This is a genomic window from Chryseobacterium barbadense, assembly GCF_042849955.1.
Taxonomy (GTDB): Bacteria; Bacteroidota; Bacteroidia; order Flavobacteriales; family Weeksellaceae; genus Chryseobacterium.
This window is the reverse complement of record NZ_BAAFHL010000009.1, coordinates 46,297-71,372: the sequence shown is the minus strand read 5'-3', so window position 1 is coordinate 71,372 and position 25,076 is coordinate 46,297. Positions and strand designations below refer to the sequence as shown.

Here is a 25,076-nt window from a genome sequence, read left to right as displayed (position 1 = left end):
AAGCAAAGATACGCAATATTTACTCGAATGATATCTCTCTGTTTTCACCGGTATTGATGATGCTCATAGTGTGGTAGTTAAGCCCGTAAAGGTCCTCTTCATACACTTCCGGCCATTCTATAATGCAGAGAAAAGCGTTGTCCAGATATTCCTCGATACCGATATCATATACTTCATCAATATTTTTTAAACGGTAAAGATCAAAATGAAATACTTTTCCTTTAGGAGTCTGATATTCATTCACAATAGAGTAAGTTGGTGAGTTGACTTCATCTTCACTTCCGAGGTTTTTCAGCAAAAACTGCGTGAAAGTGGTTTTTCCTGCACCCAGGTTTCCTTTTAAGAGGAGAATGTTATGCTTTAATTGTGGGATGATTTGATTCACAACCGTTTCCCATTCATTAATACTTTTTATATTGAAATGCATAAAAGTAGTTTACCGCAAAAATAATAATAAAAACACTTGAAATATATGATTATTGATTATATAATTGTCGTGTAAATTTGAAAATTACTTATTTTTACACTATGATTTCCAAACAGACCATAGATAAAATTTTCTCAACAATCAGGGTAGAAGAAATAGTGGGAGAGTATGTTCAGTTGAAAAGAGCCGGGTCTAATTTCAAAGGGCTGAGCCCTTTTCATGATGAAAAAACACCGAGCTTTGTGGTGTCTGCAAGTAAGCAGATCTGGAAGGATTTCTCAACAGGAAAAGGAGGGACTGCCATTTCTTTCTTAATGGAAATTGAAAATTTCACTTATCCGGAAGCCCTTCGTCATGCTGCGAAGAAATACGGAATTGAAATTGAAGAAGATCAGCGCGAGTTTTCCGAAGAAGCCAAAAGTGCTCAAACGGAAAGAGATCTGCTATACAAAATTCATGAAGTTGCCAACAATTATTTTCAGGAAACCCTGTGGGATTCTGAAGAAGGAAAAAGCATAGGTCTTGCCTATTTTAAAGAGCGTGAACTTAAGGATGAAACGATAAAGAAATTTCAACTTGGATATTCGCCGGAGAAGAAAAATGCATTTACAGAATATGCGCTGGAAAAAGGATATGATAAAGACATCCTGGAAAAATCGGGACTCTCTATTTTCCCTGAGAACACTCCGAAAGGGGTAGACCGTTTTCGTGAAAGGGTAATTTTTCCAATCCACAGTTTTTCAGGAAGGGTATTAGGATTTGGAGCCAGAATCCTTAAAAATAATGTCAAAACCGCTAAATATCTCAACTCTCCGGAAACTGAGATTTATCATAAATCCAATGTCCTGTATGGCTTGAATCAAAGTAAACAGGCCATTTCCAGAAAGAATGTCTGCCTTTTGGTGGAGGGGTATATGGATGTGATCTCCCTTCATATGTCAGGAATTGAGAATGTGGTGGCGAGTTCGGGAACTTCTCTGACAACGGAACAAATCAAGCTTATCAAAAGGCTTACGGAAAATGTAACCATTCTTTTTGATGGGGATAATGCAGGAATTAAAGCCAGTTTCAGAAGTATTGACATGCTTTTGACAGAAGGAATGAACATCCGTGTCCTGCTTTTCCCGGAAGGTGATGATCCTGATTCTTTTGCCAGAAAACATCCGCAGGAGTATGTAGAGCATTTCATTGAAAATGAAGCGATGGATTTCATTGACTTCAAAGCGGAAATTCTTTTAAAAGAGGCTGGAAATGATCCTATAAAGAAAGCAGAAGCGATCCGAAATATCGTAAAATCGGTTGCTTTTGTACAAAATGCCCTGAAAAGAGAGGTTTACCTGAAGGAGGTTTCCAATAAATTCGGATTGTCTGAACAGAGTTTGTTCAATGAACTTGATGTTCAGAAGCAGATGACTCAAAATCAGAATCACACCGCTCAGCAGCAGAAAGAAAACAAAGCTCCAAAACTGGAAATTGTTCCGAAACCTGAAATGGAAATAGATTCCGTTCAATTTAATATCCTTCATCAGGAGAACAGGTTGATTGACCTGATGCTGATGTTCGGGGATATGGTTTTACAGAGAAAAAATGAGAACCAGGAAAAATACGAAGTAACGGTCATTGAAGAAATCCTGCATCATTTTGAAGAAGAACAATATGAATTTCAGATAGAAACCAACAAAAAAATCATTCAGAATATTCAGGAAGGTATTGAACATGATGAACTGCGAGCCGGCAATTTCTTCCTTACCTTAATGGATGAAGATATTACGTCTAAAGTGGCAGATGCATTGCTGATTCCTGATGAACTGAGTGACTGGACGACAAGAAATATATTTCCGCCATCCATCGGTGACCATGTGGACCTGGAAGTGACCAATGATATTTTGATTCATAAATATTATTACATTCATTACATGATCAAACAGCTTACCTCCGAATTTGAAAATTATCGTGACACAGATCCTGAAAAATATTTTGATTCCATCAAAAAAATCATGATGCTGAACGAGCTTTCAAGAAAGATTACCGAAAAATTAGGCTGGTCTCCTGTGACAAAAAGTCCTATTAAATTTTAGGAATAAAAGTTGTAATTTACATTTCAGAATATTTAAAATAATACACAGAAATATGGACATTAAAAAAGAATTCAGAGATTTCTCTGTGAAGCATTTAGGAAACAACGGTCTGGTTACCGATCAGTATATGGGAATGTATGGCCCTACCAATCTGACTCCGTACATTATGGAAGAAAGAAGATTAAACGTTGCCCAAATGGACGTTTTCTCGCGTTTGATGATGGACAGAATCATTTTCCTGGGAACAGGAATTGATGACCAGGTTGCCAACATCGTAACGGCGCAGCTTTTATTCCTGGAAAGTGCAGATCCTTCAAAAGACATTCAGATTTATATCAACTCTCCGGGCGGTAGTGTATATGCAGGGTTAGGAATTTATGACACGATGCAGATCATTAAACCGGATGTAGCAACAATCTGTACAGGTATGGCTGCTTCAATGGGGGCTGTATTATTAGTTGCCGGAGAAAAAGGAAAACGTTCAGCTCTTAAACACTCAAGAGTGATGATTCACCAGCCTTCAGGGGGAGCTCAGGGGGTTGCTTCCGATATGGAGATCAACCTGAGAGAGATGTTGAAGCTTAAAAAAGAACTTTATGACATTATTGCCCAGCATTCTGGTCAGGATTATGAATGGGTTGAAAAAGCATCTGACAGAGATTACTGGATGACTTCGGAAGAAGCGAAAGGATATGGAATGGTAGATGAAGTTTTACAGAGATCTACCGATAAAAAATAATTTTAGTAGAGTAGTCATAAAAAATGCGCCTGTCGGCGCATTTTTTATTGTTTGATGAGCTTTTTGACGGTTGAATTTTTATCTGCTTTTAATTTTTTATAAAATAGATTCGGCGGCATCGAAGATGCCGCCGAATCTGGTTTATATACTTTTATTATTAAGTTTTTTCTTTTTAAAGAAAATTATGTAGATCAAGAAAGCCTGTATTAATATGTTTCCAATAAATATTAATAATGATTGATACATTGGAATTGGAGCATAAAAGGCAATAGCTGATTAAAGAATATTGCAGGACTACTTATCAAAAATTTTAATAAAATAAAAGGATATTTCAAATATTCATTTTCAATATCTATTAAAAATCCATCGTATAAAATGATATAAATTATGTCAAACAAAAGAATTCCAAAAAATAAAATAATCAATCTTCTCATAATTTATTCACATAATGTTCTATAGAGTTTTTAATTAAAAGCTTCAATAATCTTAGAGAAATCCTCTAATTTCAAAGCTGCCCCTCCAATTAAACCACCATCAATATCCGGTTGGGAGAAAATTTCTTTTGCATTATCCGGTTTTACGGAGCCTCCGTAAAGAATGGATACTTCATCAGCAACTTCCTGTCCGTATTTGGCGGCAATAATGCTTCTGATATGAGCATGGATTTCCTGAGCTTGTTCCGGAGTTGCTGTTTCTCCTGTTCCAATTGCCCAAACCGGTTCGTAGGCAATCACTACTTTTTTGATCTCTTCTGCAGAAAGGGTAAACAAAGCGACTTCAGTCTGGTTTTTCACCACTTCAAAATGCTGCCCTGCTTTTCTCTGTTCCAGCGTTTCTCCATTACAATAAACAGGAATTAAACCTTTATCAAGAGCCAATTTGATTTTTCTGTTGCAGTGAGAATCAGTTTCACCATGATATTGTCTTCTTTCAGAGTGGCCGATCAATGATCCGTTGACATCTATAGATTCCAACATATCCGCTGAAATTTCTCCTGTATATGCTCCGCTTTCATGCTCACTCATATCCTGAGAGAAAACTCCGATCTCATCTTTTTCGAAAATATCTTTGGCCATCATTAAGTATAAAGAAGGCGGTGCGATCCAGACTTCACAGTTGGTTGCATTGTTGTTTTTATAGCTTAGTAATTGAATCATCAATTGTTGTGCATCAATTACGCTTTTGTTCATTTTCCAGTTTCCTGCAACTATTTTTCTTCTCATAGTCTTTTTATCTAAATTTATTGATTAATTCCTTCTAATTTAAACATGAATGCATTAGTCAAAGCAACATCTTTCAGGTAATAAATCTTCCTGAAGATTTGCCGTGGCCATAATCCATATCCGTTTTTAGTAATACTGTACCTGAAATGGTGATTATTCCTGGTGCCACAGATTTTTTAAGAGCTTGTAGAAAGTATGCTCTTCATCGGTTACTTTATGATCTGCTTTGATCAATGATTTGGCAAACTGTACGAATTTTTTACGTTCCTCTTCTGTAGAATCATCATGGAAACAGCGTGCGTGGAATTCAAAATGATCTTTCCACTCTTCAGGACGAAGCAATGCAAGGGTTTCCAGCTCATTGTCAAGGTTCATTCTGAAGGGAAACTCATCAGCTAAATATTGTTGAATCAGCATTCCTTCTTCCGGAGCAAATTCCCCGTCTACAGATGAAAGAATCATTAATAAGTGGTATCCGGCAATGGATTTATTAGATTTTTGCATTTCTTGATATATAGTGTTTAATTTTGATAGTTGAGATGTTTGTTTAAATTTGCTATTCACCATTCACTTTATTTAATATAATCTTTTGCAGGCTGCTTGTCTATAATTTTTCCATTTTGAAGGGTTAAGACAAAAGGATTGCTTCTTGCAATGGTTTTAATGGCTGTTCCGTCCATCATCGTATTTTTAATGGTTTTGAATGTATTTGGATCCGTAGAAACCCCATAGATAGCTGCACCTTTCTGAGCATTTACTTTAGCCTCTATTTTTTGTAACAATTCTGCAGAAACATCTTTAGGATGGTAAGAAAATACCACAATAGCTTTTGGGGCTTTGATCACTTCTTCCGTAACGTCAATTCCTGTAGGATCTTCGATCTTAAATTTTACGATCTCGGATTTATAACCTTCTTTTACCAGTTTGGATTCATTTTTTCCTTCCTCAATTTTCCATGGTGAACCTTCTTCCCAGTATTTTGTTTCTTTAATGTAATCATCCTGATTCACTTTGATCACTTCTCCTGTTTTCTGATTTTTAAGGGAATAAAAAGTTTTATATTCAGAAGGGTTTTTAGCAATTTTTTCTTTTTCGGCAGCCAGATTGGTTCCGATTTTATAATCACGGAAATCGATGATCGGCTCATGTAAAATTCCCTGAGACATTATGTAGATCATGGCAAGAGAAAACAGTCCTAATACAATATATTTAGGTTTATCTGAAGATTCTTTTTGGGTATATTCATCTTTTTTGGTAAAGTCTTTTTTGTACAATAAGAATAGGAGAATAAGTCCGATCAAAAGAACAATATCTTTAATGAAGCTTTGCCAAGGCGTAAATTTAATGGCATCCCCGAAACATCCGCAATCTGTTACTACATTATAATAAGCAGAATAGAAAGTAAGAAATCCGAAGAAAATACAAAGGGCAATTAATGCCGAAAGGGTGAACTTAAGCTTGATCTTCAATAAAAGCATAAAGCCAAGAAGAAGCTCCAGTACCACTACCACAATCGAAAACAATAAAGCGAATTTTTCTAAAAAAGGCATATTGAACACGGCAGGAGAGAAGTATTCTTCCATTTTAAAGGAAAAACCAACAAGATCGACTGCCTTTACAAAGCCGGACAGAATGAAAATAACGGCAATAATGAAACGTAATATACCTTTGATCATATTAAATAGTTTTGGGTTTGAAGTTGTTTTCTTTTTCGGAGAATTTGATGAGACAGAATACCGCATAATTCAGCATGTCAAAATAATTGGCATCCAAACCTTCTGAAACAAGAGTTTTCCCCTGATTGTCTTCAATCTGTTTGGTTCTGAGAACTTTCTGATAGATGAGATCTGTAATGGAAGAAATCCTCATATCTCTCCAAGCTTCACCGTAATCATGGTTTTTCTTTTCCATTAAAGCCTTTGCTTCATTGGCAAAACGGTCATACAGGCTTAGAATCTCTTCTTTATTTTCGTTGAAATCATTGGAATATCCTTTTTCAAGCTGAATAAGACCGATGATAGAGTAGTTGATAATGGCAACAAACTCGTCTTCTTCACTTTCATCCACCATTTTTTTATCGGTCATCTGTAAAGTACGTATTCTGTTGACTTTAATATAGATCTGATCCGTAATGGAGCTTGGTCTTAAAACCCTCCATGCTGCACCATAATCCTGTAATTTTTTACTGAAAAGATCACGACACTGACTGATAATTTGCTGGAACTGTACTGAAGTTTTTAACATAAATTCTCTTAATCTTCCAAAGATACAAAATAGGTTGCAGAATTATAAATGATAGGTGATAAATCATCAATGATGGGTGGTGAATGTTGAATTGTAACAATAATCATCAACTATCAACAATTCACAAGTAATATTTACCTTTGTGGAATGCAAAATCATTTATCATCCATCAACTATCATTCACTGAATTGTAACGGCAGATTAGTAGATTTAAGTTCTCCGAAAATTATGGGGATTTTAAATCTTACCCCGGATTCTTTTTCCGACGGTGGAAAGTTTAATAATGAAAAAGATGCTTTGAAACATGCTGAAAAACTTCTTTCAGAAGGAGCCGGAATTATTGATATAGGCCCACAGTCTACACGTCCGAATGCCGAATTCTTAAGTTGTAAAGAGGAAATACGAAGAATAGGAACTGTTATTTCACGGATTAAAAAAGAGTTTCCGGCAGCATTGGTTTCTTTGGATACGTTTTATGCTGAAACAGTACGGTTCGGGTATAATGAAGGAATTGATATAGTGAATGATATTTCGGGAGGGCAGTATGATGAGAGGATGTTTGATACAGTAGCGGAAACAAAATTACCTTATATTCTGATGCACATAAATCCTTCTTATGAGACGATGCATGACAAGATCAAATATGAAGATATAATCTTAGAAATTAACCGGTATTTTTCTGAAAAAACAAATGTTTTGTTACAAAAGGGAGTGAAAGATATTATTCTTGATCCGGGTTTTGGATTTGGTAAGACAGTGGAAGATCAGATGAAAATGATAGATGAGGTGGAATATCTGGGTTTTGAAAGATTTCCTTTGCTTATCGGGATCTCAAGGAAGTCATTTATTTATAAGCCGCTTGGAAAATCGCCTTTGGACATTAATGAGGAAACTCAAAAATTACATCTGAAGGTTTTACAGCAGGGTGCGAAAATTTTACGGGTACATGATGTGGCGGCTGCAAAGAAAACGATTGAATTATTTTTGAAATAAAAAGAGATGCTTCGACTTCGCTCAGCATAACAGCGAGAAATTATAAATTAAAGATTTTAAATGAACAATATTATCATTGATCAATTATTGTTCTCAATGTTATACTGAGCGAAGTCGAAGCATCTCATTAAAAATATAGATTCCTACAGAATGACAACGTGTGAAAACAAAAAAAGCTGAGTAAGAATTCAGCTTTTTTTGTTTTTAATTCTCAACTTAGCCTCGATCTTGACCTCAATCTTAACCTCAATCTTAACCTTAAAACTTTATCTTTCCAAGGTAAAATTCGGGATCACTTTCGGGCGCTCTGTTTCATTGGCTACTTTCCAGGATGTTCTGTACATCCACTCCGTCATTTTATAAAGTTTTTTATAGCTAATATTTTCAGATTCATCCTGTGGGGTGTGATATTGGTCATGCAGGACGCTTGTGAAAAATATGGCGGGAATTCCGGCTTTGGCGTAAGGCAAATGGTCACTCCTGAAATAAAAATATTCCGCATGGTTGGGAGCATCCCAATCTTTGAGATATTTGAATCGGGTACTCTCATTATTGGCTTCTTCCGCCATTTTTACCAGTTCCTCAGAATTTTTATGAGGAGCATTTCCTCCTAATAATGCGGCTTCATCGAGGCTGTTTCTTCCGATCATATCTCCATTCAGAACCGCTATGATATTTTCTTTCGGAACTACGGGATGGGAAGCATGCCATCTGGAGCCCAGCAATCCTCTTTCTTCAGCTCCGTGGAATACAAAAAGAATGCTTCTCTTTCCCGGCTGTTTTGTATAAGCTCTTGCCATAGCCAACATCGCAACACAGGTACTCGCATTATCATCGGCTCCGTTATAGATGGTGTCGTTTTTCACGGGATGTCTTATTCCGTCATGATCCTGATGTCCGCTGAGTAAAACATATTCGTTCTTCAGTTTCGGATCCGTGCCTTCAATTTTCCCGATAATGTTTACAGAAGGATATTTGTAGGTTTCTGTAATGAGTTGTAAAGAAATCTTAGGATTGTTTTTTACCCAGGTTGCATTCTTTCTTTTAATCCAGAGAACAGGAATAGCGTTGGAAACGGTTTCTCTTAATCCTTCTACTCCGTAAGTTCCTCTTGTCATTTGCGGAACCACTTCTACCCAACTTTTTTCCGAAGTGTCATCGGTGATGAAAATGATGGCTGTTGCACCCAATTCAAAGGCTTTGTTATAATATTTGGTTCTTACAAACCCGGGATATCTTCTTACAAAAAGAGTCATTTCCTTGGCGATATTCTTATCAGACGCATTAATGGCCAACACTTTACCTTTCAGATTTAATTTGGATAAATCTTCAGGTTCTGCATTCCCGGCATAAACAATTTCTGAATCCAGATGGGCATTTACAGGTTCCGCAACCAGAAAGTCTTTCCATAGTTTCAGGCTGTTTTCTCCAATTTTTAAAGTGCTTTGAGGAATTACCTGATGTCTGTACATATCAAAGAACTGGAAGAATGTTCCATTGTCTCCGGCAGGTGTCATTCCTGCTTCTTTAGCTTTGTCGGCCAGCCACATAGACACTTTGAGCTCATCCAGTGTTCCGGCTTCACGCCCCCAGAACTGATCTGCAGCCAATTCGTACATATCTTTTTTAAGATCGGACTCTTTAATGGCGGAAACCAAAGGTTTTTTATAGGCTTGCGCATTTCCTAAACAAAATAGAAACAGTCCTAATAATGAGAGATAATAATTTTTTTTCATAGCATTTTAATTAATTCATGTTGGCCAGTTTTTCAGAAAACTGTTTTGAAAATTCCTTTCTGTCTTCCTCCAGTTTTTCCCGGTTATCCGGTAAAATATAGTTGAAAAGAATGGTGTCTTCATTATTAATGAAAATGATCTCTTTTTCTTCCCCGTCGATCATTTGGGAGAAAATTTCCCACATGGAAACGTCTTTCAGTTTTAATAAATCGAAGAACTGTTCTGCTTTTATTTCTATTTTTTTCATGGTAATAGGATATTCAATATTATTACTTTTTTTGACCACCCCGTCAAAATTTTCAATTTTGCCACCCCTCCGGAGGAGGGGAATGTTAGCAGGATATTTTTAGAATTCTAATAATTTTAATTTGAACTGTACCGCAAAGTTCTGCTTAAAATTGGAGGTTGTGTAATAACCTACCCTGTAAAACAATCCTAAATTGAAGTAAGAAGATAAGAAATTATTCCATTCCAAACCGACTTCCTGGTACAGGTGATCTAATTTTCTGAACTTGAACTGATGATATTCCGGATGCCTCATATCTCCGATGGTTCCTCTCAAAACAAAATCAAAGCTCGAAACATTTTTTCCGAAGCTCTTGAAATAGAAGGGAAGCTTATGGGTGAAATAGTAGGCAATGAACTTATCATTATAATATTTGCCACCTTCTAATGTGGCGAACCCAAGATATGAGGTAAGGTTGAAATTAATGTCCCGGCTTGGAGAAGCCAGCCCGTTCATGGTAAAATGTTTCCAGATCGGAGCTTCACCGAATACCAATCCACCGTAAAGCCTTACACCGGTAGTTCCGAGCATAGTTTTAAAGTTATGAACGAAAAGTCCGTCAAATCGGGTATAATTAAAATCCCCTCCGAAAGCCTTGAAACTTTGTTCATAGTTGAAATAAAGCTCAGGAAACTTCTGCTCAATGATAGATTTTCCCTGTGGCGTCATAATATTGGTTGAATTGGGAGAGAATTTCAAAGTAAATAAGGTGTTGAAGTTCTCAAAGGCGGCACCTCTTCCTCTGAACCCATAATCGAACATGGCTTCCTCAAAATTTCTTTTGGCGGCAAAGACCAGGGTAAGTCCGTTGGTGACGTCATTCAGATAGGATAGGGAAGCTCCCCGGAAATGATAATATTTATCATTATTAAGGTTGTTACCATAGTTCATCATCCTCATTTTGAAATTCCAGAGCCTTCGGTAAAATTCTCCGGAAGCGTTCACATCATTATAATATTCTGCCCTGAAAAATGAATTTTTTTCCAAAGTTGTTTTTATATCGAGGCCCAATCCGTATTTCCATTTATCATCCTTGAAGCCATACGCAAAATAATAATCCGGAGAAAAATAAGGGTTGAATGTTTCATTCAGTTTTGCTTTTAAACCTACTCTGAATCCTTCATATAAGTTATAATTGACGATTTCGTCTACTGCAAAATCTACAATTCCCACTCTGATCTGTCCATTGATTAAGCCTGTTAATACTTTAGCTTTTTTATCAATATTATAAATTTTACCTAAGCTGTCAATCGTAGTATATGTGTTTCTTTCTCTTTCTGTAAGGGGATCTGTTCTGTAGAGATCCAACGTTTTTCCATCCGCATTCTTTACGGAAAAAGTGTAGCCTTTAAAATCTTTGGAATCTTCTTCAATGGGCGATTTAAAATCAAAATATTTGGAAGTCAGAAAGGCATATGTTCCGAAGCTTCTTTTATCCTTTTTCTCTGTTTTATTTTCAGGATGGTCTTTATTATCCTCTTCCATAGCCATTCTGCTCATTCGGAGTTTCACTTTTTCATGGGCAAGGAACCATTTGTTGTTGTAATAAATCCAGGTACTGGTAATGATCCCGTCATTTTTATTTTTACTGAAATTCTCGATTTTTTTTATCCCATAGGTTTCAGTATCAATATAAATGGCACCATTGAATTTTCTTTTTTTGTCAGGTTTTTTATAGTTCACTTCCCGGAAGCGAATCACAAAATTCTTTCTTCCGTCCAGCTCAATGGTATCGGTCAGGAAAAAACGGTAAAGTCCTCTGTTTTCTTGCTTTAATTGATTGGGAAGCTTATCCCTGTTACTCTGTTGAAGGGCAATCATCTCATAGATGGGCTGCTTTAACCCCGAAATCCTGTTGTCTAAGATATTGACTTTCTCACCATATTTCTGAGAGTATAAAAATTCCTGTGCTCTTTCCCAAAGGAACAATTTGCTCTTTGAAAATATTTTTCTCGCAGAAATGTTATTCAATGAATCTTTTTCTCTTTTCTTTTTGAAAAAATCACTCTCATCAAAAAACTGATTGAACTGGGAAATGCTGTCTTCATCAATGTCAAGAGAAACCTTTTCGTAGGATTTATAAGAATATGAATCTAAGCTTTTCGGTGAGTTCTCTTTGAATTGCTGATTGACTTTTTTCAGGATTTCCAAGGCTCTCGGATCACTTTTATCTTCCAGAATAACGGCTTCAATGGTAGTGGTACGGGAAGAGCTTTTCAAAAGAGAAACTTCCATAACAGCTTCTACCAATGCAGTCTCTTTTTGATAATTAAGAGCCTGTATTTCTATATGTTTACACTTGGATTGAAATTCCAGGGTACCCTGACTGTCAGTAATTCCGAGGATTTTATCGTTACAGAATATCTTTGCATTGGGAACAGGTGTTTTGTCAACATCATCAATGACTTTGATTTTCGATTGTGAATAACCAAAAACAAAGGCCCAGAAAAATATAAACAATAAAATCCTTTTCATGTGAAAAACAACATCAAAAATAATAATATTTCTTGTGCTGAGAAAGTTTTTATGATTTGTTATGACATTGATTTAATGTATTTTTTTGAGGATAAAAATCTTTACGGTAATCATGTGAAAAATACTTCCGTTTTACTGATCATCCAAAGCTTTCATGAAATCAATAATATGGTTGATTTCTTCATCGGTAAGTTGTAAAGGAGCATCAGAAAGCGTTTGATTTTCTACTGTAAAGCCGAAACCTTTTCCGCCTCCTTTATTATAAAAATTCATAACTTCTTTCAGGGTTTTGTACCCGCCATTGTGCATATAGGGAGCCGTTTTACTGATGTTTCTGAGAGTAGGTGTTTTAAATGAATGCTGTAAGGAAGCTACCGTTGCATGAAACTTTCCCCTTCCAAGATCCTGGTCAAAAACCTTATTGTCCCCATTCACAGCTGTTCCCAGTACTTCCTGTTCCGTTTTCTTAAAATTGGGTGGAACAGTCCCGTTGAATAAGGGAATGAAATGACAGATCGCACATTGGGCTTTCCCGACAAAGAGATTGAATCCCTGTTTTTGACTTTCGGACATTGCGGAACGGTTTCCACTCATATATTGGTCAAAGTTGGAATTGAAGGTAGCCAAAGAGCGAATGTAGCTGGCCAGTACATTCTGAAGTTGCCATGTTTCCACTTGTTGAGTGTTGTAAATTCTTTTGAACTCCGGAGAGTATTGAGTGTCTTTATTGATTTTCCCGAGAATAATATTCAGGTCACCATGCATTTCTTCTTTATTGGAGATTACATCTGAGCTCTGGCCTTCGAGATCATCCTTCCGCATATCCCAGAACTGGCCATGCTGAAAACCGGCATAATTCAAAGAAGGTGCATTTCTTTGCAACTCTGCATTTTCCAGGGACATTGATTTGGAGAGTCCGTCTGTAAAAGCTTTTTCAGGGATATGGCAGGTGGCGCAGCTTCTGTTGTTACTGTTGGAAAGAATGTTGTCATTGAACAGCTTTTTTCCCAAGGCTGCTTTTTCCTCTGAGAATGCAAATTCTTTTCCCGGGCTAAAGGCATTGGAATTGAATGCGTTTTTTGAGAAGAAAGTGGCTGCATTTTTATTCAATGCTGAGGTTATTTCAATGTCCGGAATATTTTCTTGTTTTTTAAACTCCAGCATAAGAGAGGAGATTTTGTTTAAATGATCAGGAATAAAATTGACATAGTCAAAAGAATTTTTATCTGTATGCTTTTTTAATACTGCAATAGCTGAATTAATGGCTGTATCAATATTCTTTAAAGCTTTACCTTTCGACTGATCCGTAGAAATCTGATGCAAAGTCTGTCTGATTCCTTCCAGTGAATAAGGCATTTCTTTCAGGAAAGTTCCCGAAACAGGAGTGTCAAAGCCCGAAATTCCCAAGCTTGAAATCCTGAATATCTCTTGTCTTAATCCGTCAAAAACCTGATCTTTACTGATGGTAATGGTTTGAAAGTTGACCTTTATAGTATTGCTTTTATTGGTCAGTTTTTTCAACAGCCGTATCGCTTCTTCTTTATTTTCGGCTGTATAAGGGTAGAAGAGTTCTTCCAATACCTGCAATCCTTCAGGTTCCAGTTCCGTATGTTCATCCATTTCGATTTCCGGAAGAGCAGGTCCGTTGATGAATCTTGCGGAATGTGGCAGAAAATATTCCACGGCCCATTCCATTCTTTTATAGGTTTTTCTAAGCTCTTCAAATTTCTTCCGGAGTATTTTTTCATCTGCATTATTGGAAACAAGAGCCATAAGCTCACCGGTTTGTTTTTCAAAAGAAGTATTGATTAGAATTATTTCTTTTTTTACACTTCCCAGATCCTCATGTACAGGTTGGTGCTGATCATTTTTGCATTGATAAACAGAAGACAGGACAACTGTAATGAAAAGAAGCACTATTACCGGGTATTTTGACAATATTTTCATAGGTATGAAAAAGTACCAGCGGAGATTTTCCGCTGATACTTTATATTTTTATTAAATGATTGAAATTTATTTCTCTACGTTTCTGATAATGACGATCTGTCCCCCTTCTTTATTTGTATTCACTCCCGCACCATCAGCATTTTTAAACTGATCTTTCTGCCATGTATGAGAGTGGATGTTTACCGCAAATGTATTCGGAACACCAATGATATCGGAAATGTCTACCATGGCCCCGAATTCCCAGGAACCGAATTTCTGAAGGTTTCCGGATTGGTTGTACGCTGTTTGCCATGCTGCATCCGTTCTGTTGTGCTTCATGTTCAGCCATGGTTTATATTGCTTTGTGGCAATATTCAGTTGCCAGATATAAGAATCATGGGCTGCTGCTGCGTAATAAGAATCCCCGTCTTCCTGAATGTAAACAAAGTTTTCTGTCACACATAAGTTATCAGGATTGATCAGGTTGTTTCCTGGATTTGAATCTCCTTCTGCTACAACTTCCAGCTTTCCGGTTAGCATGTTGCTTTCATTAAGAACAAGTTTGTACACTCTTCCCCACATGGTAAGTCCCGGTTTTGGATTCGTCCCGTCGGAAGACTCACCTGTTGCGGTAAAGTAGACTTCTCTTCCTTTTCCTGCCCCTTTTCTGTAATCTACGTCTTCAACTCTTGAAAAACGGATCGCATTATTGTTAATGTTCTGCTGGTTGATCTGTGCCCCCGTTAGATTTTTGGCATTAGGAATTTCTACGAATTCTACATCGTATGAGTTTCCTTTTACCATATCCGTTTCTGTATAATTATTATTGGTTCTTTTTAAAGCATAAAGTTTTCCGTTGTCAAGGTCTCCCTGTGCATTAGCGACATACATAATCAGCTGTCCAGCAGATTGGTGAGAAGAAGAATAAGACTGGTCTTCACCAATTATGATGTAGGTTTTCCCGCCGGAAACATCCTTAGGAAGCGGAACAGCATTTTCCATAGAAGCTTTTCCTAAAGCCGGTTTTACTCTGGTCTGATCAGATGCCTGTGATGTTGGAGCCAATGGATTCAGGGCGTGAACCATGCTTTCTTCTCCGGATTCTCCTGCAGTAAGGAATGCACTGAACCCGTGGGTTTCCTGAGTAGCAAGGGTTGCAGAGCAAAGTCTTGTCATTCCTCCGATTCCATTCAGGATATATTCCCCTTTGAAAGGCTTGAACGTTTTATCTAAATACACTCTTGATACAGATTGGGTAATCTCATGATTGGTAATCATTAAATAACCATCAGAGTTAGGATCTTTCATAATTCCCATGCCGTCCGGCTGACCGGCCAATACGAAATTGGGAGTTCCCGGAAGAACATCCGAACTTGAAATCAGGGTAGTGATATTCAGGCTTTCGAAACCGGGCATTCCGTAGACAAATGCAGGTTCTTTTGAAAAATTTTCGATTTTAATATTCTGGTTGATGGGGTTTTCCTGTCCGTTATTGTCATCATTGCAGCTCTGGAATGCCAAAGCAGCCAACAACAGAACTCCGATAGTTTTGTTCATTTTCATAATTACTTTTTGAATTTCGATTAAAGCAAAACTACAGGTCTAGTATGAATTATATTTTAAGGAGACGAAACAAATAGTTTAAGTTTAAGTAATGATTTGTTAAGACAAGGTCAATAATTAGAATGGTTATAAATAAAACCTCTTCAGAACGAGAGTATCTAAATCATCTTATTTATTTTTTTAGGAAATTTTATTATTTATTCTGAATTCGGGATAAGATTTAGCTATTACAAGTATTTAATTTTAACGCAAAATCCGCAATATCATTGATTATTCTTTATTTTTCGTTCGCTAAGGCACTCTGCTCAGCTATAACTTACCGCAAACACTGCTGAGTAAAAACGCCCTTGCGAACGAAAATTATAACAAAATATAGGAAAGCTCCAGCGTACATAGCGTTTATGCAATTTCAACATATTTTACTTAACCAGAACTGAGGTTATTTAGGATTGGTATACTTTTTATAGATATATTTGGATAGATTTTTAAAAACACAAAAACAGATGAAAAATTATTACTTCACCGGAATATTCGGTGCTTCTCTATTATTCTTCTCTTTCAGTGCAAAAGCACAGATGCAGGATGTAAGCGCTATGACACAGCAACGCGATGTTTTAAAGCTTTATACAGATCTTATGGATAAGCAAATCAACCTGGAAAAAGAAAAGCAGAATAATGCTAAAATTTTAGGGAAAACAGAGGGACTTAACAATCTATCTGATAAAAAGACAGATAAATTCAGTGCTTCCGACCCCAGTAGTACTGCCAAAGATGCAAGGAAAACGGCAAAGCTTTTAAGGCAAACGGAATCTGCCAACAAAGAACTGCAGAAAAGCAATTACAGAATTGTTAATATGGAAGGGGAGATCAAAAAATTACAAATGCAGCTGGATAGATTGAAATATGCAGTAGAAGTTAAGGAAAAATAAAAAAAGGAAGTCATTGACTTCCTTTTTAGTTATATATTGAGAGCTTTTTGATAAGCATTCTCTAAACCTTCAAGATTTTTTCCGCCTGCTGTGGCAAATCCTGGATTTCCTCCGCCACCGCCTTGGATTTCTTTCGCTAAATCTTTCACAATGGCGCCCGCCTGATACTTGGCTGCCAAATCATCGGAAACACCTACGGTAATCATTGGTTTTCCATCTGCATCAGAAAGAACGATCGTCACAGAAGTCGGGATTTCTTTTTTCAACTGGAAAACAATGTCTTTTACAGAACCTGCATCTAAAGAAGTTCTTTTTACTAATAATTGTTTATCACCTTTCTGTTCATAAGCATTTTTCCAGTCACTGATTTCTCCTTTTGCCTTCTCTTTTTTCAAAGCATCCACTTCAGCTTTTAAAGAAGCGTTTTCATCCATTAATTTCTCAATAGATTTTACCACATCTTTGGACTTCAGTAATTGAGCGATTTCAGAAACCTGTTTTTCAAGATTGTTGAAGTATTCATCAGATTTATCCCCGGAGATAGCTTCAATTCTTCGGATTCCTGCAGCGGTTGAGCTTTCGGATGAGATTTTGAAATGTCCGATTTCGCTGGTGTTTTTCACGTGAGTTCCTCCACAAAGTTCTCTTGAACTACCAAACTGGATCATTCTTACATTGTCACCGTATTTTTCACCGAATAAAGCCATTGCTCCTTTATCCAAAGCTTCCTGAATCGGAATGTTTCTGAATTCCTGTAAAGCAATGCTTTCTTTGATCTTTCTATTTACTTTTTCTTCTACCAGAGCCAATTCTTCTTCAGTCATTTTGTTGAAATGAGAGAAGTCGAAACGAAGGTAATCCGGACCTACATAAGAACCTTTTTGCTCTACGTGAGTTCCTAAAACCTCTCTTAACGCTTCATGTAAAAGGTGGGTTGCAGAGTGATTAGACTGTGTATTCTTTCTGTCTGTAGCATTTACTTTAGCATAGAAAACTGCTCCTGCATCTTTCGGAAGACCATTCATTAAAGAAATGATCAATCCGTTTTCTTTTTTTGTATCTAAAACTTCAAAACTTTCCGCAGCATTTTCAAGGATACCTTTATCTCCTATTTGTCCACCTCCTTCCGGATAGAAAGGAGAGTTGCTTAATACCACCTGATAAAATTCCCCGTCTTTATTTTCTACTTTTCTGTATCTTGTAATATAGGTTTCAGCTTCAATCTGATCATACCCTACAAAAGTTTCAGGTTTTTCTTCCAGTACTACCCAGTCGTAAACCTTAGAAGCGGAATCTTTTTTGGAACGCTGCTTTTGCTTTTCCATTTCGGCTTCAAAGCCTTTTTCGTCAATGGTTAATCCTTTTTCCTCAGCAATGATTCTCGTTAAATCGTCTGGAAAACCATAAGTATCATATAATTCGAATACCTCTTCACTAGGTAATACTTTTAGGTTATCCGCTATAGTTTGCTGAATTAATTTTTCAACCCGGATCAATCCGTTTTCAATGGTTTTTAAGAAAGATTCTTCTTCACTCCTGATCACTTCAGTTACTAGTTGCCCCTGTTTTTCCAGTTCCGGGAAGAATGTACCCATTTGATTTTTAAGAACAGAAACCAATTCGAAAAGGAAAGGTTCTTTCATTCCTAAGAATCTGTAAGAGTAAGAAATGGCTCTTCTTAATATTCTTCTGATTACATACCCTGCTCCTCCGTTGGAAGGTAATTGTCCGTCTGCAATGGCAAAAGAAACCGCTCTGATGTGGTCTACCACTACACGGATCGCAATATCTTTTTCGTCTTCTAAAACTCCTGTGTATTTCTTTCCGGAAAGTTCTTCCACTTTAGCAATCAATGGAGTGAAAACATCTGTATCATAGTTGGATGATTTCCCCTGTAACGCCATACAAAGACGCTCAAATCCCATTCCGGTATCTACATGCTGCTTTGGTAGTTTTTCAAGGCTTCCGTCAGCTTTTCTGTTGAATTCCATGAAAACCAGGTTCCAAACCTCTACAACTTGCGGATGATCATTATTGACCAATTCTAATCCGGAAACTTTTGCTTTTTCTTCAGGAGTTCTTAAATCCACATGAATTTCGGAGCAAGGTCCACAAGGCCCGCTTTCCCCCATTTCCCAGAAATTGTCTTTTTTGTTTCCGTTGATGATTCTGTCTTCAGAAATATGAGATTTCCAGAAATCATAGGCATCCTGATCTCTTTCCAGATTTTCGGTAGCGTCTCCTTCAAAAATGGTTACATACAGGTTCTCTTTAGGAATTCCGTAAACTCCTGTTAAAAGTTCCCAGGCAAAAGCAATAGCATCTTTTTTAAAATAATCACCAAAAGACCAGTTTCCCAACATTTCGAACATGGTGTGGTGATAGGTATCTCTACCCACATCATCCAAATCATTATGTTTCCCTGAAACCCTCAGACATTTTTGTGTATCAGCAATTCTGGGAGCTGTAGGTTCTTTGTAACCCAGGAAAAAATCCTTGAATTGAGTCATTCCGGAATTGGAAAACATGAGAGTAGGGTCGTCTTTCAGCACAATAGGCGCTGAAGGAACAATAAGGTGATCTTTGCTTTTAAAATAATCTAAAAATTTTTGACGTATCTCTTGTGATGTCATCATGATATATATTGCTTTGCTTTTACAATTTTTTGATAAGATGCAAATTTAAGGTTTTTAGCTGATTCATATCTACTTTAAGATATTGAAGGCATAATTTTTTGTAAGAAATTTTGAAAATAATGGTTCTGGTTTCAAAATAAGCATTTGTCATTCTGAACGAAACAAAGTGGCATGAAGAATCTCAACAGTTAAAGAATGTTTAGATTACTGCGAAATGACAAAATTGTTATTTGATGTTTAGTATTCAATTGGTTTTTAATATTTTTGAATCTCGCTGATTTCGCTGATTATGCAGTTGATGGTGTTAAAAAAAAATTATAAAAGCGTTTTATCTTCTAAATAAGATTAATGAAAAACGAAGTACTGAAAAACTGGGTAGAGCAGTATTCCGGGTCTCTTTTGAAGAGAGCGGTTTATCTGCTTTCGGATAAGGATGAAGCACAGGATATTGTTCAGGAAGTTTTTCTGTCCGCTTTTTCAGCCTATGATTCTTTTGAAGGGAAAAGTCAGCCGTTAACCTGGCTGATGACTATTTTGAACAGAAAAGTGGCCGATTTTTATCGTAAAAAATATAAATCCGAGCCTCAGATACAGCTGGATCATTTTTTTGATGAAACGGGTTCGTGGAGAAATGATGATGTCCTCAATAATTGGGATTCTTCTCACAAAGAAACTGAACTTCTCGATGATAAAGATTTTAATAAAACATTAGAGGATTGCATAGAAGATTTGCCCTCCAGATGGAAGATTCCGTTGAAAATGAATTATCTTCAGGAAAAAAAAGCACCGGAAGTGAGTCAGGAATTGAATATTTCCACGACTAATCTATGGAAGATTCTGCAAAGAGGGAGAATGCAGCTGAGAGAATGCCTGGATTTGAACTGGTTTGCAAAATCATAAGGATTGAAAAATGTTAAAAAAACTAATACATACTATTTTCTTACCATGCAGTGAAGCTACTTTACTGATGGAAAAGCGCAATGCAGAAACCATTTCTTCTAAAGAGAACTGGGAGCTTTCTCTCCATTTGAAGATTTGCAAATGGTGCAGGGCCTATCAACAAAAACTCGAAATTTTAGATGATATTCTGAAGAGAAAGCTTTCTCAAAGAGCAGAAAGTGAAATTAATGATTCTGATATTCAGAATTTTAAAAATAAAATGCTTGAAAATTTAGATTCTTAAGAAAAAAATGTCAGGATTTTGAAATGGTTCCGACTATACTTTTGAAAATAATAAAGTATTCATTCAAAATCTTAAACTTATGAACGGAACTACTACAGAAATTAACCAACAACCCCCGGCTTATAAACTCGGATATTACATTTCGCTTTTTGGAGCATCCCTTATTTTGCTTTGGATAGGTGTTTTTAAATTCACTCCTACAGAAGCTGCAGCGATAAGGCCATTAGTTGAAAACCATTTTCTTACCTCTTTTGTATATGATGTGATGAGTGTTCAGACAGTGTCAAATACTATCGGAGTTATAGAAATTATCATTGCATTACTATTGATATTTAGTGTGAAATTTGCATTTCTAAGAAGATATGCAGGAATAGGGATGATCATTACTTTTCTGATCACATTAAGTTATTTATTGACAACTCCCGGTGTCTGGAAAATGGTGGACGGAATTCCGGTGACAGACTTTTTTATCCTGAAAGATCTGATGCTTTTAGGATTTGGATTGATGATATTTCAAAAGAAACAATAATGGATAAAAAGAAAAAAATGAAAAATATATTGATATTGCTCGGAGTCGTTCTGGGTATTGCAGTCTTTGCAACGAGTTGTAAAGATTCATTGAAATCAAAATCAGCAGAAACTAAAAAAGAAAATGAGACCATTATGGACAGTAAAAATGTAAGAGAAATCTATTTTGCAGGCGGATGTTTTTGGGGAACAGAGCACTTTTTTCAACAGATTCGTGGGGTAGTAGGGACAGAAGTTGGATATGCCAATGGAAATACTGAAAATCCTACTTACGAAGAAGTTGTAAGCCACACCACAGGTTTTGCGGAAACAGTGAAAGTAAAGTATGATCCTGAACAGGTGGATTTAAAGCTCCTGATCGAGTTGTATTTCAAAACTATTGATCCTACAAGTATCAATAAGCAGGGAAACGACAGAGGAGATCAGTACAGAACCGGAATTTACTATACTGATCAAGCAGATGAAGCTATAGTGAAAGGTGAAGTTCAGAAGTTAGCTAAAAATTACAGCAAGCCAGTAGTTGTAGAAACTATCCCTTTGAAAAACTTCTACAAAGCGGAAGATTATCATCAGGATTATCTTGATAAAAATCCCGGAGGTTACTGCCATATTGAACCTGGGCTTTTTGAAATGGCGAGAAATGCCAATCCGCTTCCAAAAGCAAAATATCAAAAGCAGGATAAAGAAGTGTTGAAGGAAAAGCTGACTCCGATTCAGTATGATGTTACCCAGAATAATGCTACAGAACGACCTTACACGAATGAATATGATAAAGAATTCCGTGACGGGATCTATGTAGATATTACAACAGGAGAGCCATTATTTATTTCAACAGATAAGTTTGAATCCGGTTGTGGTTGGCCAAGCTTTTCAAAACCGATTACCAAAAAAGTAATTGAAGAAAAAATGGACAGATCTCATGGAATGACAAGAGTTGAGGTAAGAAGTAAAACAGGAGACGCTCATTTGGGACACGTATTTACAGACGGTCCGGAAGAAAAAGGAGGTTTACGTTACTGTATCAACAGTGCTTCCCTTAAGTTTATTCCAAAAGAAGAAATGGAGAAAAAAGGATACGGAGAATATTTGCCGCTGTTGGAGAAAAAATAAGAAAAGGTCGCTTTCAAGCGACCTTTTATATTTTTAATATTTACCTGTTAAGCTATTGATCTTCTTTTCCAAAGCATCAATTTTGATTTGTTGTTCCTTTAAGGCGTTAACGAGTACCGGGATAATTTCCGTGTAAGAGATACCAAGCATTTTATTTTCGGATGTTTCAACGATTTCAGGAATGATTTTTTTCATCTCTTGTGCACTAAAGCCTAATTTAATTTTTTTATCGGCATCGGCTTTTAAGGTGTAAACAATAGGGTCCATTTCCAAAATCTCTTTCAAGCCATAGTTGAGATCTTTAATGTTTTCCTTCAGGCGGATATCAGAGCTTACATTGGGAGAATTGGTCAGATAAAGTCTTCCGAAACGATGATCGGCATCTCCTAAATCTGTTGTATTATTGTATCCGGGTCTGATAATACCTTCCTGAAAGGCATAAATATCCGCTGTTGACCCCTCCACATCAAATGTGACACTGTTACGTCCGTTTGCGTTATTTGTGGGAACCCCCGTTAAAGCAGCAGCACTGTTGTTAGCAATATAACCCGGAGTAATAACAAACCGGGAAGTATTATTCCCTGCCGTGTCCTGAATGACCAACCCTTTAAAAAATCCAAAGTCAGGAGATTGTATAACTAAAGCATCTTTGGGTTGAGGTTCAATTATGCTGAGTTTTACCGTAGGTGCATTATTGTTGATTCCTACATTCCCATTATCCAGTACGGTAAGGAGTTCTGTACCTGAAGAATTATTAACTTCTAAAGATTTTGAACCGGATGTATTGCCTGAACTGACAATATCTAAAGTAGCAGAAGGACTTGTAGTTCTTATACCTACTTGCGCTTTTGTGGTTGATAATACTGCAAAAAGTGCCGAAAGAGCGATAATTTTTTTCATTTTTTTTGTTTTTGTTTTTTTAAGGGTGACAAAATTAAATAATTAAATTTTTAACCTTAATTTAAATTAATATTAAAAAAATAAATTTTTTTAGATGATTATGAATAAATATTTATTTATAGTGTAGAATGTATTTTCAATAATTAGTTATTAATGTACAAACGGTATTAAAAAGTGGGAAATAAATATTTTAAAATAAGAGACAAAAATAAGCACAACCTGAATACAATGCGTCTTAAGCCCTTTTTCATCAGGCTTTCATGAAAAAAGCGACTCAAAAAATGAATCGCTTGATTATTATATTTAATCCGGGAAAGATTACCAGTCTTTCTTTTTCAATATCCAGTAAGAACCGAAAATAAAAATGATACACCAGATAATGCAAGCCATTAGACTTTCAATGGGATAAGTGAATTCATATTTTAAGCCTATCGCTTTTGCAAGATTTAATCTGATCAGAGGATTAGGGATTAAACTAGACATGCTTTCTAATGGCAAAAGTTTTGTAAAAAAGAACGAATTTTGAGCAGCATCCATTCGTTGTTGCTGTGTCAATCCCTGTAATCTTGTGAATGATTCCACCCCGATTAAAATGCCCTCAATTATCCAGAAAACAAAAAATGCAAGAAAAACAAACACCGATTTTCTTAGTAAAACGGAAAGGAACATTAAAAAGCAGAAGAATGTGAACAGTTTCAGGAAGTAATTTCCTATGAAGAACATCTCCTCAAAAACCTTGGCTGAATCCGTTACCTTAGAATATTTATATCCTAAAAACATGGTAATGGCAAAGACTAGGATAGTAGAAACAGCAGTGAATATCGTAATGGTTAATAGTTTTGAAGTAATGAATTCCCTTCTGCTTAATCCGTCAATCGTATTTTGTTTAAACATCCTGTTACTGAATTCCTGAGAGATAGAGAATACAATGATCAATCCAAGGAAAATCTTTAACAATGCAACGATCCATGTAGTGAAATTCCAGATTTCCGGGAAGTTGTATATACCTTGTTCTTTTAAATTAATCCGGTTTCCAAAAACCTTAAGATCTACCAATCCAATGAAAAGCAAAGCAATTAAAATAGCAAAATAAAGAATGGTGAAGATCTTGAATGGTCTGTAATTCAGATTTTTATAATATTCAAGTTTTAATAATTTAAGCATGGGTATTCGTATTTTTTACAAGTTCAAGGAATTGAGTTTCAAGAGACTGCTTTTTCTTCATCAGATGCGAAAGGAAAATTCCTTTTTCAGCCAGTTTCTGATTTAAGCTGGAAGCAGAGATCGAGGCATCATCCCGGATTTGGGCTTTAATGATGTCTCCTTCCAAATGCACGGATTTGAACCACTGAAGTTCCTCCAGTACACTCAAAAGTTGTGGGTTGTTATCTGCTTTCAATTCAAAATACCCTTTATTATTAGTCATTTCATCCACTCTTCCGCAGTAAATTGAATTTCCCTCTTTCAATACGATTACATGGCTGCAAATTTTTTCAATTTCATCCAGCAGGTGACTTGCAATAATGATGGTAATCCCTTGCTTTGCAATATTGCTGATGATTTCCCTGATCTGGATGATCCCTTCAGGGTCCAATCCGTTGGTAGGTTCATCTAAAATAAGAACCTCCGGATTATTTAGCATTGCAGATGCAATGGCCAAACGCTGTTTCATTCCTAATGAAAATGTTCTGAAGGTATCTTTCTTTCGTTCAAAAAGCCCAACGGTTTTTAAAACCTCGTCAATTCTCCCATATGGAGCTTCTTTAATTTCCGCAACGATTTTCAGGTTGGTTTCAGCACTTAAATAAGGATAGAAATTAGGCTGCTCAATAATCGCTCCGATTTTTTTCAAAGTCTCTGAGGTAGTTCCTTTTTGTCCGAACCAGAACCAATCTCCATTGGTAGGATTAATAGTAGAAAGAAGCATCCCGAATGTGGTGGATTTTCCACTTCCGTTAGGCCCGAGAAGACCGTAAACATTCCCCTTTTCGACATCAAAAGAAATATTGTTTACAGCAACTCTTTTGAATTTTTTAGTCAGATTTTTTACTGATAAAATTTTTTCCATGTAATTTGTTTTACATAGTAGTAGTCTATGTA

22 protein-coding genes are annotated in these 25,076 nt (G+C 36.4%); 8 read left to right on the top strand and 14 right to left on the bottom strand.

Features of this window, described 5'->3' with window-relative positions; all coding sequences use genetic code 11:
- Window positions 1–19: 19 nt before the first annotated feature.
- The gene (gene tsaE / locus ACGHIN_RS06360; RefSeq protein ID WP_390451874.1) at window positions 20–427 is read right to left on the bottom strand and encodes a tRNA (adenosine(37)-N6)-threonylcarbamoyltransferase complex ATPase subunit type 1 TsaE; all 408 of its coding nucleotides are present in this window, start codon (window positions 425–427) and stop codon (window positions 20–22) included.
- 101 nt (window positions 428–528) lie between these two features.
- Here tsaE and dnaG point away from each other — a divergent pair, with 101 nt between their 5' ends.
- Together dnaG and clpP are read left to right on the top strand one after the other, a co-directional pair.
- Window positions 529–2,505 (top strand): DNA primase, encoded by a 1,977-nt coding sequence (dnaG, locus tag ACGHIN_RS06355; protein ID WP_390451872.1) that lies wholly within the window; start codon window positions 529–531, stop codon window positions 2,503–2,505.
- Between the two features lie 52 nt (window positions 2,506–2,557).
- Window positions 2,558–3,244 carry an ATP-dependent Clp endopeptidase proteolytic subunit ClpP gene (gene clpP / locus ACGHIN_RS06350; protein ID WP_390451870.1) on the top strand — a complete coding sequence of 229 codons (687 nt, stop codon included), beginning with the start codon at window positions 2,558–2,560 and terminating at the stop codon, window positions 3,242–3,244.
- A 464-nt stretch (window positions 3,245–3,708) separates the two neighbouring features.
- On the opposite strand, the gene tpiA is transcribed toward clpP, so the two are convergent.
- From tpiA to ACGHIN_RS06330, 4 genes are all read right to left on the bottom strand, one after another.
- A complete protein-coding gene (gene tpiA, locus ACGHIN_RS06345) occupies window positions 3,709–4,467 on the bottom strand; it encodes a triose-phosphate isomerase (RefSeq protein WP_390451868.1) in 759 nt (252 codons plus the stop codon).
- Window positions 4,468–4,620: 153 nt separating this feature from the next.
- Complete coding sequence (locus tag ACGHIN_RS06340; protein WP_390451866.1) at window positions 4,621–4,971, bottom strand: tellurite resistance TerB family protein; 351 nt, start codon at window positions 4,969–4,971, stop codon at window positions 4,621–4,623.
- Between the two features lie 68 nt (window positions 4,972–5,039).
- Window positions 5,040–6,143, bottom strand: coding sequence for a BT_3928 family protein (locus tag ACGHIN_RS06335; RefSeq protein WP_390451864.1), 1,104 nt, complete (start codon window positions 6,141–6,143; stop codon window positions 5,040–5,042).
- Between the two features lies 1 nt (window position 6,144).
- Window positions 6,145–6,711, bottom strand: a complete 567-nt coding sequence (locus ACGHIN_RS06330; protein WP_390451863.1) for a DUF1599 domain-containing protein — start codon at window positions 6,709–6,711, stop codon at window positions 6,145–6,147.
- A 147-nt stretch (window positions 6,712–6,858) separates the two neighbouring features.
- Between ACGHIN_RS06330 and folP the strand changes: the two genes are divergently transcribed.
- Window positions 6,859–7,704 (top strand): dihydropteroate synthase, encoded by an 846-nt coding sequence (gene folP, locus ACGHIN_RS06325; protein ID WP_390451862.1) that lies wholly within the window; start codon window positions 6,859–6,861, stop codon window positions 7,702–7,704.
- A 266-nt stretch (window positions 7,705–7,970) separates the two neighbouring features.
- On the opposite strand, the gene ACGHIN_RS06320 is transcribed toward folP, so the two are convergent.
- The 5 genes from ACGHIN_RS06320 to ACGHIN_RS06300 all read right to left on the bottom strand — a co-directional run bounded on the left by ACGHIN_RS06320 (window position 7,971) and on the right by ACGHIN_RS06300 (window position 15,690).
- Window positions 7,971–9,440 (bottom strand): M28 family peptidase, encoded by a 1,470-nt coding sequence (locus tag ACGHIN_RS06320; protein WP_390451861.1) that lies wholly within the window; start codon window positions 9,438–9,440, stop codon window positions 7,971–7,973.
- Between the two features lie 10 nt (window positions 9,441–9,450).
- Window positions 9,451–9,687 (bottom strand): hypothetical protein, encoded by a 237-nt coding sequence (locus ACGHIN_RS06315; protein WP_390451859.1) that lies wholly within the window; start codon window positions 9,685–9,687, stop codon window positions 9,451–9,453.
- A gap of 99 nt (window positions 9,688–9,786) precedes the next feature.
- On the bottom strand, window positions 9,787–12,201 hold the full coding sequence (locus tag ACGHIN_RS06310) for a hypothetical protein (protein ID WP_390451857.1): 2,415 nt from the start codon (window positions 12,199–12,201) through the stop codon (window positions 9,787–9,789).
- Window positions 12,202–12,333: 132 nt separating this feature from the next.
- Window positions 12,334–14,148 (bottom strand): cytochrome-c peroxidase, encoded by a 1,815-nt coding sequence (locus ACGHIN_RS06305; RefSeq protein WP_390451855.1) that lies wholly within the window; start codon window positions 14,146–14,148, stop codon window positions 12,334–12,336.
- A gap of 66 nt (window positions 14,149–14,214) precedes the next feature.
- Complete coding sequence (locus ACGHIN_RS06300) at window positions 14,215–15,690, bottom strand: alkaline phosphatase PhoX (RefSeq protein WP_390451853.1); 1,476 nt, start codon at window positions 15,688–15,690, stop codon at window positions 14,215–14,217.
- Between the two features lie 503 nt (window positions 15,691–16,193).
- Between ACGHIN_RS06300 and ACGHIN_RS06295 the strand changes: the two genes are divergently transcribed.
- Window positions 16,194–16,619 (top strand): hypothetical protein, encoded by a 426-nt coding sequence (locus ACGHIN_RS06295; RefSeq protein ID WP_390451851.1) that lies wholly within the window; start codon window positions 16,194–16,196, stop codon window positions 16,617–16,619.
- A 29-nt stretch (window positions 16,620–16,648) separates the two neighbouring features.
- On the opposite strand, the gene alaS is transcribed toward ACGHIN_RS06295, so the two are convergent.
- Window positions 16,649–19,252 (bottom strand): alanine--tRNA ligase, encoded by a 2,604-nt coding sequence (gene alaS, locus ACGHIN_RS06290; protein WP_390451889.1) that lies wholly within the window; start codon window positions 19,250–19,252, stop codon window positions 16,649–16,651.
- Between the two features lie 351 nt (window positions 19,253–19,603).
- On the opposite strand from alaS, the gene ACGHIN_RS06285 reads away from it, so the two are divergent.
- The 4 genes from ACGHIN_RS06285 (at window position 19,604) to msrB (ending at window position 22,076) form a co-directional block, all read left to right on the top strand.
- The gene (locus tag ACGHIN_RS06285) at window positions 19,604–20,155 is read left to right on the top strand and encodes an RNA polymerase sigma factor (protein WP_390451850.1); all 552 of its coding nucleotides are present in this window, start codon (window positions 19,604–19,606) and stop codon (window positions 20,153–20,155) included.
- Window positions 20,156–20,165: 10 nt separating this feature from the next.
- Window positions 20,166–20,438: a hypothetical protein gene (locus ACGHIN_RS06280; RefSeq protein WP_390451848.1), complete on the top strand. Its 273-nt coding sequence runs from the start codon at window positions 20,166–20,168 to the stop codon at window positions 20,436–20,438.
- Between the two features lie 79 nt (window positions 20,439–20,517).
- Window positions 20,518–20,967, top strand: coding sequence for a DUF417 family protein (locus ACGHIN_RS06275; RefSeq protein ID WP_390451846.1), 450 nt, complete (start codon window positions 20,518–20,520; stop codon window positions 20,965–20,967).
- 17 nt (window positions 20,968–20,984) lie between these two features.
- On the top strand, window positions 20,985–22,076 hold the full coding sequence (msrB, locus tag ACGHIN_RS06270; protein ID WP_390451844.1) for a peptide-methionine (R)-S-oxide reductase MsrB: 1,092 nt from the start codon (window positions 20,985–20,987) through the stop codon (window positions 22,074–22,076).
- Between the two features lie 33 nt (window positions 22,077–22,109).
- Here the strand turns inward: msrB and ACGHIN_RS06265 are convergent, their stop codons facing one another.
- From ACGHIN_RS06265 to ACGHIN_RS06255, 3 genes are all read right to left on the bottom strand, one after another.
- Entirely contained in the window at window positions 22,110–22,976 is an 867-nt protein-coding gene (locus ACGHIN_RS06265) for a tail fiber domain-containing protein (RefSeq protein WP_390451842.1), read from the bottom strand.
- Window positions 22,977–23,294: 318 nt separating this feature from the next.
- Window positions 23,295–24,140 (bottom strand): ABC transporter permease, encoded by an 846-nt coding sequence (locus tag ACGHIN_RS06260; RefSeq protein WP_390451840.1) that lies wholly within the window; start codon window positions 24,138–24,140, stop codon window positions 23,295–23,297.
- Entirely contained in the window at window positions 24,133–25,044 is a 912-nt protein-coding gene (locus ACGHIN_RS06255) for an ABC transporter ATP-binding protein (RefSeq protein ID WP_390451838.1), read from the bottom strand. Before ACGHIN_RS06255 ends, ACGHIN_RS06260 begins: the two co-directional genes overlap by 8 nt.
- Window positions 25,045–25,076: the final 32 nt, after the last annotated feature.

Excerpts from the sequence above, each read along its gene's own strand:
- tsaE (WP_390451874.1), bottom strand. The coding sequence starts at position 427 with ATGCATTTCAATATAAAAAGTATTAATGAATGGGAAACGGTTGTGAAT.
- dnaG (WP_390451872.1), top strand. The coding sequence starts at position 529 with ATGATTTCCAAACAGACCATAGATAAAATTTTCTCAACAATCAGGGTA.
- clpP (WP_390451870.1), top strand. The coding sequence starts at position 2,558 with ATGGACATTAAAAAAGAATTCAGAGATTTCTCTGTGAAGCATTTAGGA.
- tpiA (WP_390451868.1), bottom strand. The coding sequence starts at position 4,467 with ATGAGAAGAAAAATAGTTGCAGGAAACTGGAAAATGAACAAAAGCGTA.
- ACGHIN_RS06340 (WP_390451866.1), bottom strand. The coding sequence starts at position 4,971 with ATGCAAAAATCTAATAAATCCATTGCCGGATACCACTTATTAATGATT.
- ACGHIN_RS06335 (WP_390451864.1), bottom strand. The coding sequence starts at position 6,143 with ATGATCAAAGGTATATTACGTTTCATTATTGCCGTTATTTTCATTCTG.
- ACGHIN_RS06330 (WP_390451863.1), bottom strand. The coding sequence starts at position 6,711 with ATGTTAAAAACTTCAGTACAGTTCCAGCAAATTATCAGTCAGTGTCGT.
- folP (WP_390451862.1), top strand. The coding sequence starts at position 6,859 with ATGCAAAATCATTTATCATCCATCAACTATCATTCACTGAATTGTAAC.
- ACGHIN_RS06320 (WP_390451861.1), bottom strand. The coding sequence starts at position 9,440 with ATGAAAAAAAATTATTATCTCTCATTATTAGGACTGTTTCTATTTTGT.
- ACGHIN_RS06315 (WP_390451859.1), bottom strand. The coding sequence starts at position 9,687 with ATGAAAAAAATAGAAATAAAAGCAGAACAGTTCTTCGATTTATTAAAA.
- ACGHIN_RS06310 (WP_390451857.1), bottom strand. The coding sequence starts at position 12,201 with ATGAAAAGGATTTTATTGTTTATATTTTTCTGGGCCTTTGTTTTTGGT.
- ACGHIN_RS06305 (WP_390451855.1), bottom strand. The coding sequence starts at position 14,148 with ATGAAAATATTGTCAAAATACCCGGTAATAGTGCTTCTTTTCATTACA.
- ACGHIN_RS06300 (WP_390451853.1), bottom strand. The coding sequence starts at position 15,690 with ATGAAAATGAACAAAACTATCGGAGTTCTGTTGTTGGCTGCTTTGGCA.
- ACGHIN_RS06295 (WP_390451851.1), top strand. The coding sequence starts at position 16,194 with ATGAAAAATTATTACTTCACCGGAATATTCGGTGCTTCTCTATTATTC.
- alaS (WP_390451889.1), bottom strand. The coding sequence starts at position 19,252 with ATGACATCACAAGAGATACGTCAAAAATTTTTAGATTATTTTAAAAGC.
- ACGHIN_RS06285 (WP_390451850.1), top strand. The coding sequence starts at position 19,604 with ATGAAAAACGAAGTACTGAAAAACTGGGTAGAGCAGTATTCCGGGTCT.
- ACGHIN_RS06280 (WP_390451848.1), top strand. The coding sequence starts at position 20,166 with ATGTTAAAAAAACTAATACATACTATTTTCTTACCATGCAGTGAAGCT.
- ACGHIN_RS06275 (WP_390451846.1), top strand. The coding sequence starts at position 20,518 with ATGAACGGAACTACTACAGAAATTAACCAACAACCCCCGGCTTATAAA.
- msrB (WP_390451844.1), top strand. The coding sequence starts at position 20,985 with ATGAAAAATATATTGATATTGCTCGGAGTCGTTCTGGGTATTGCAGTC.
- ACGHIN_RS06265 (WP_390451842.1), bottom strand. The coding sequence starts at position 22,976 with ATGAAAAAAATTATCGCTCTTTCGGCACTTTTTGCAGTATTATCAACC.
- ACGHIN_RS06260 (WP_390451840.1), bottom strand. The coding sequence starts at position 24,140 with ATGCTTAAATTATTAAAACTTGAATATTATAAAAATCTGAATTACAGA.
- ACGHIN_RS06255 (WP_390451838.1), bottom strand. The coding sequence starts at position 25,044 with ATGGAAAAAATTTTATCAGTAAAAAATCTGACTAAAAAATTCAAAAGA.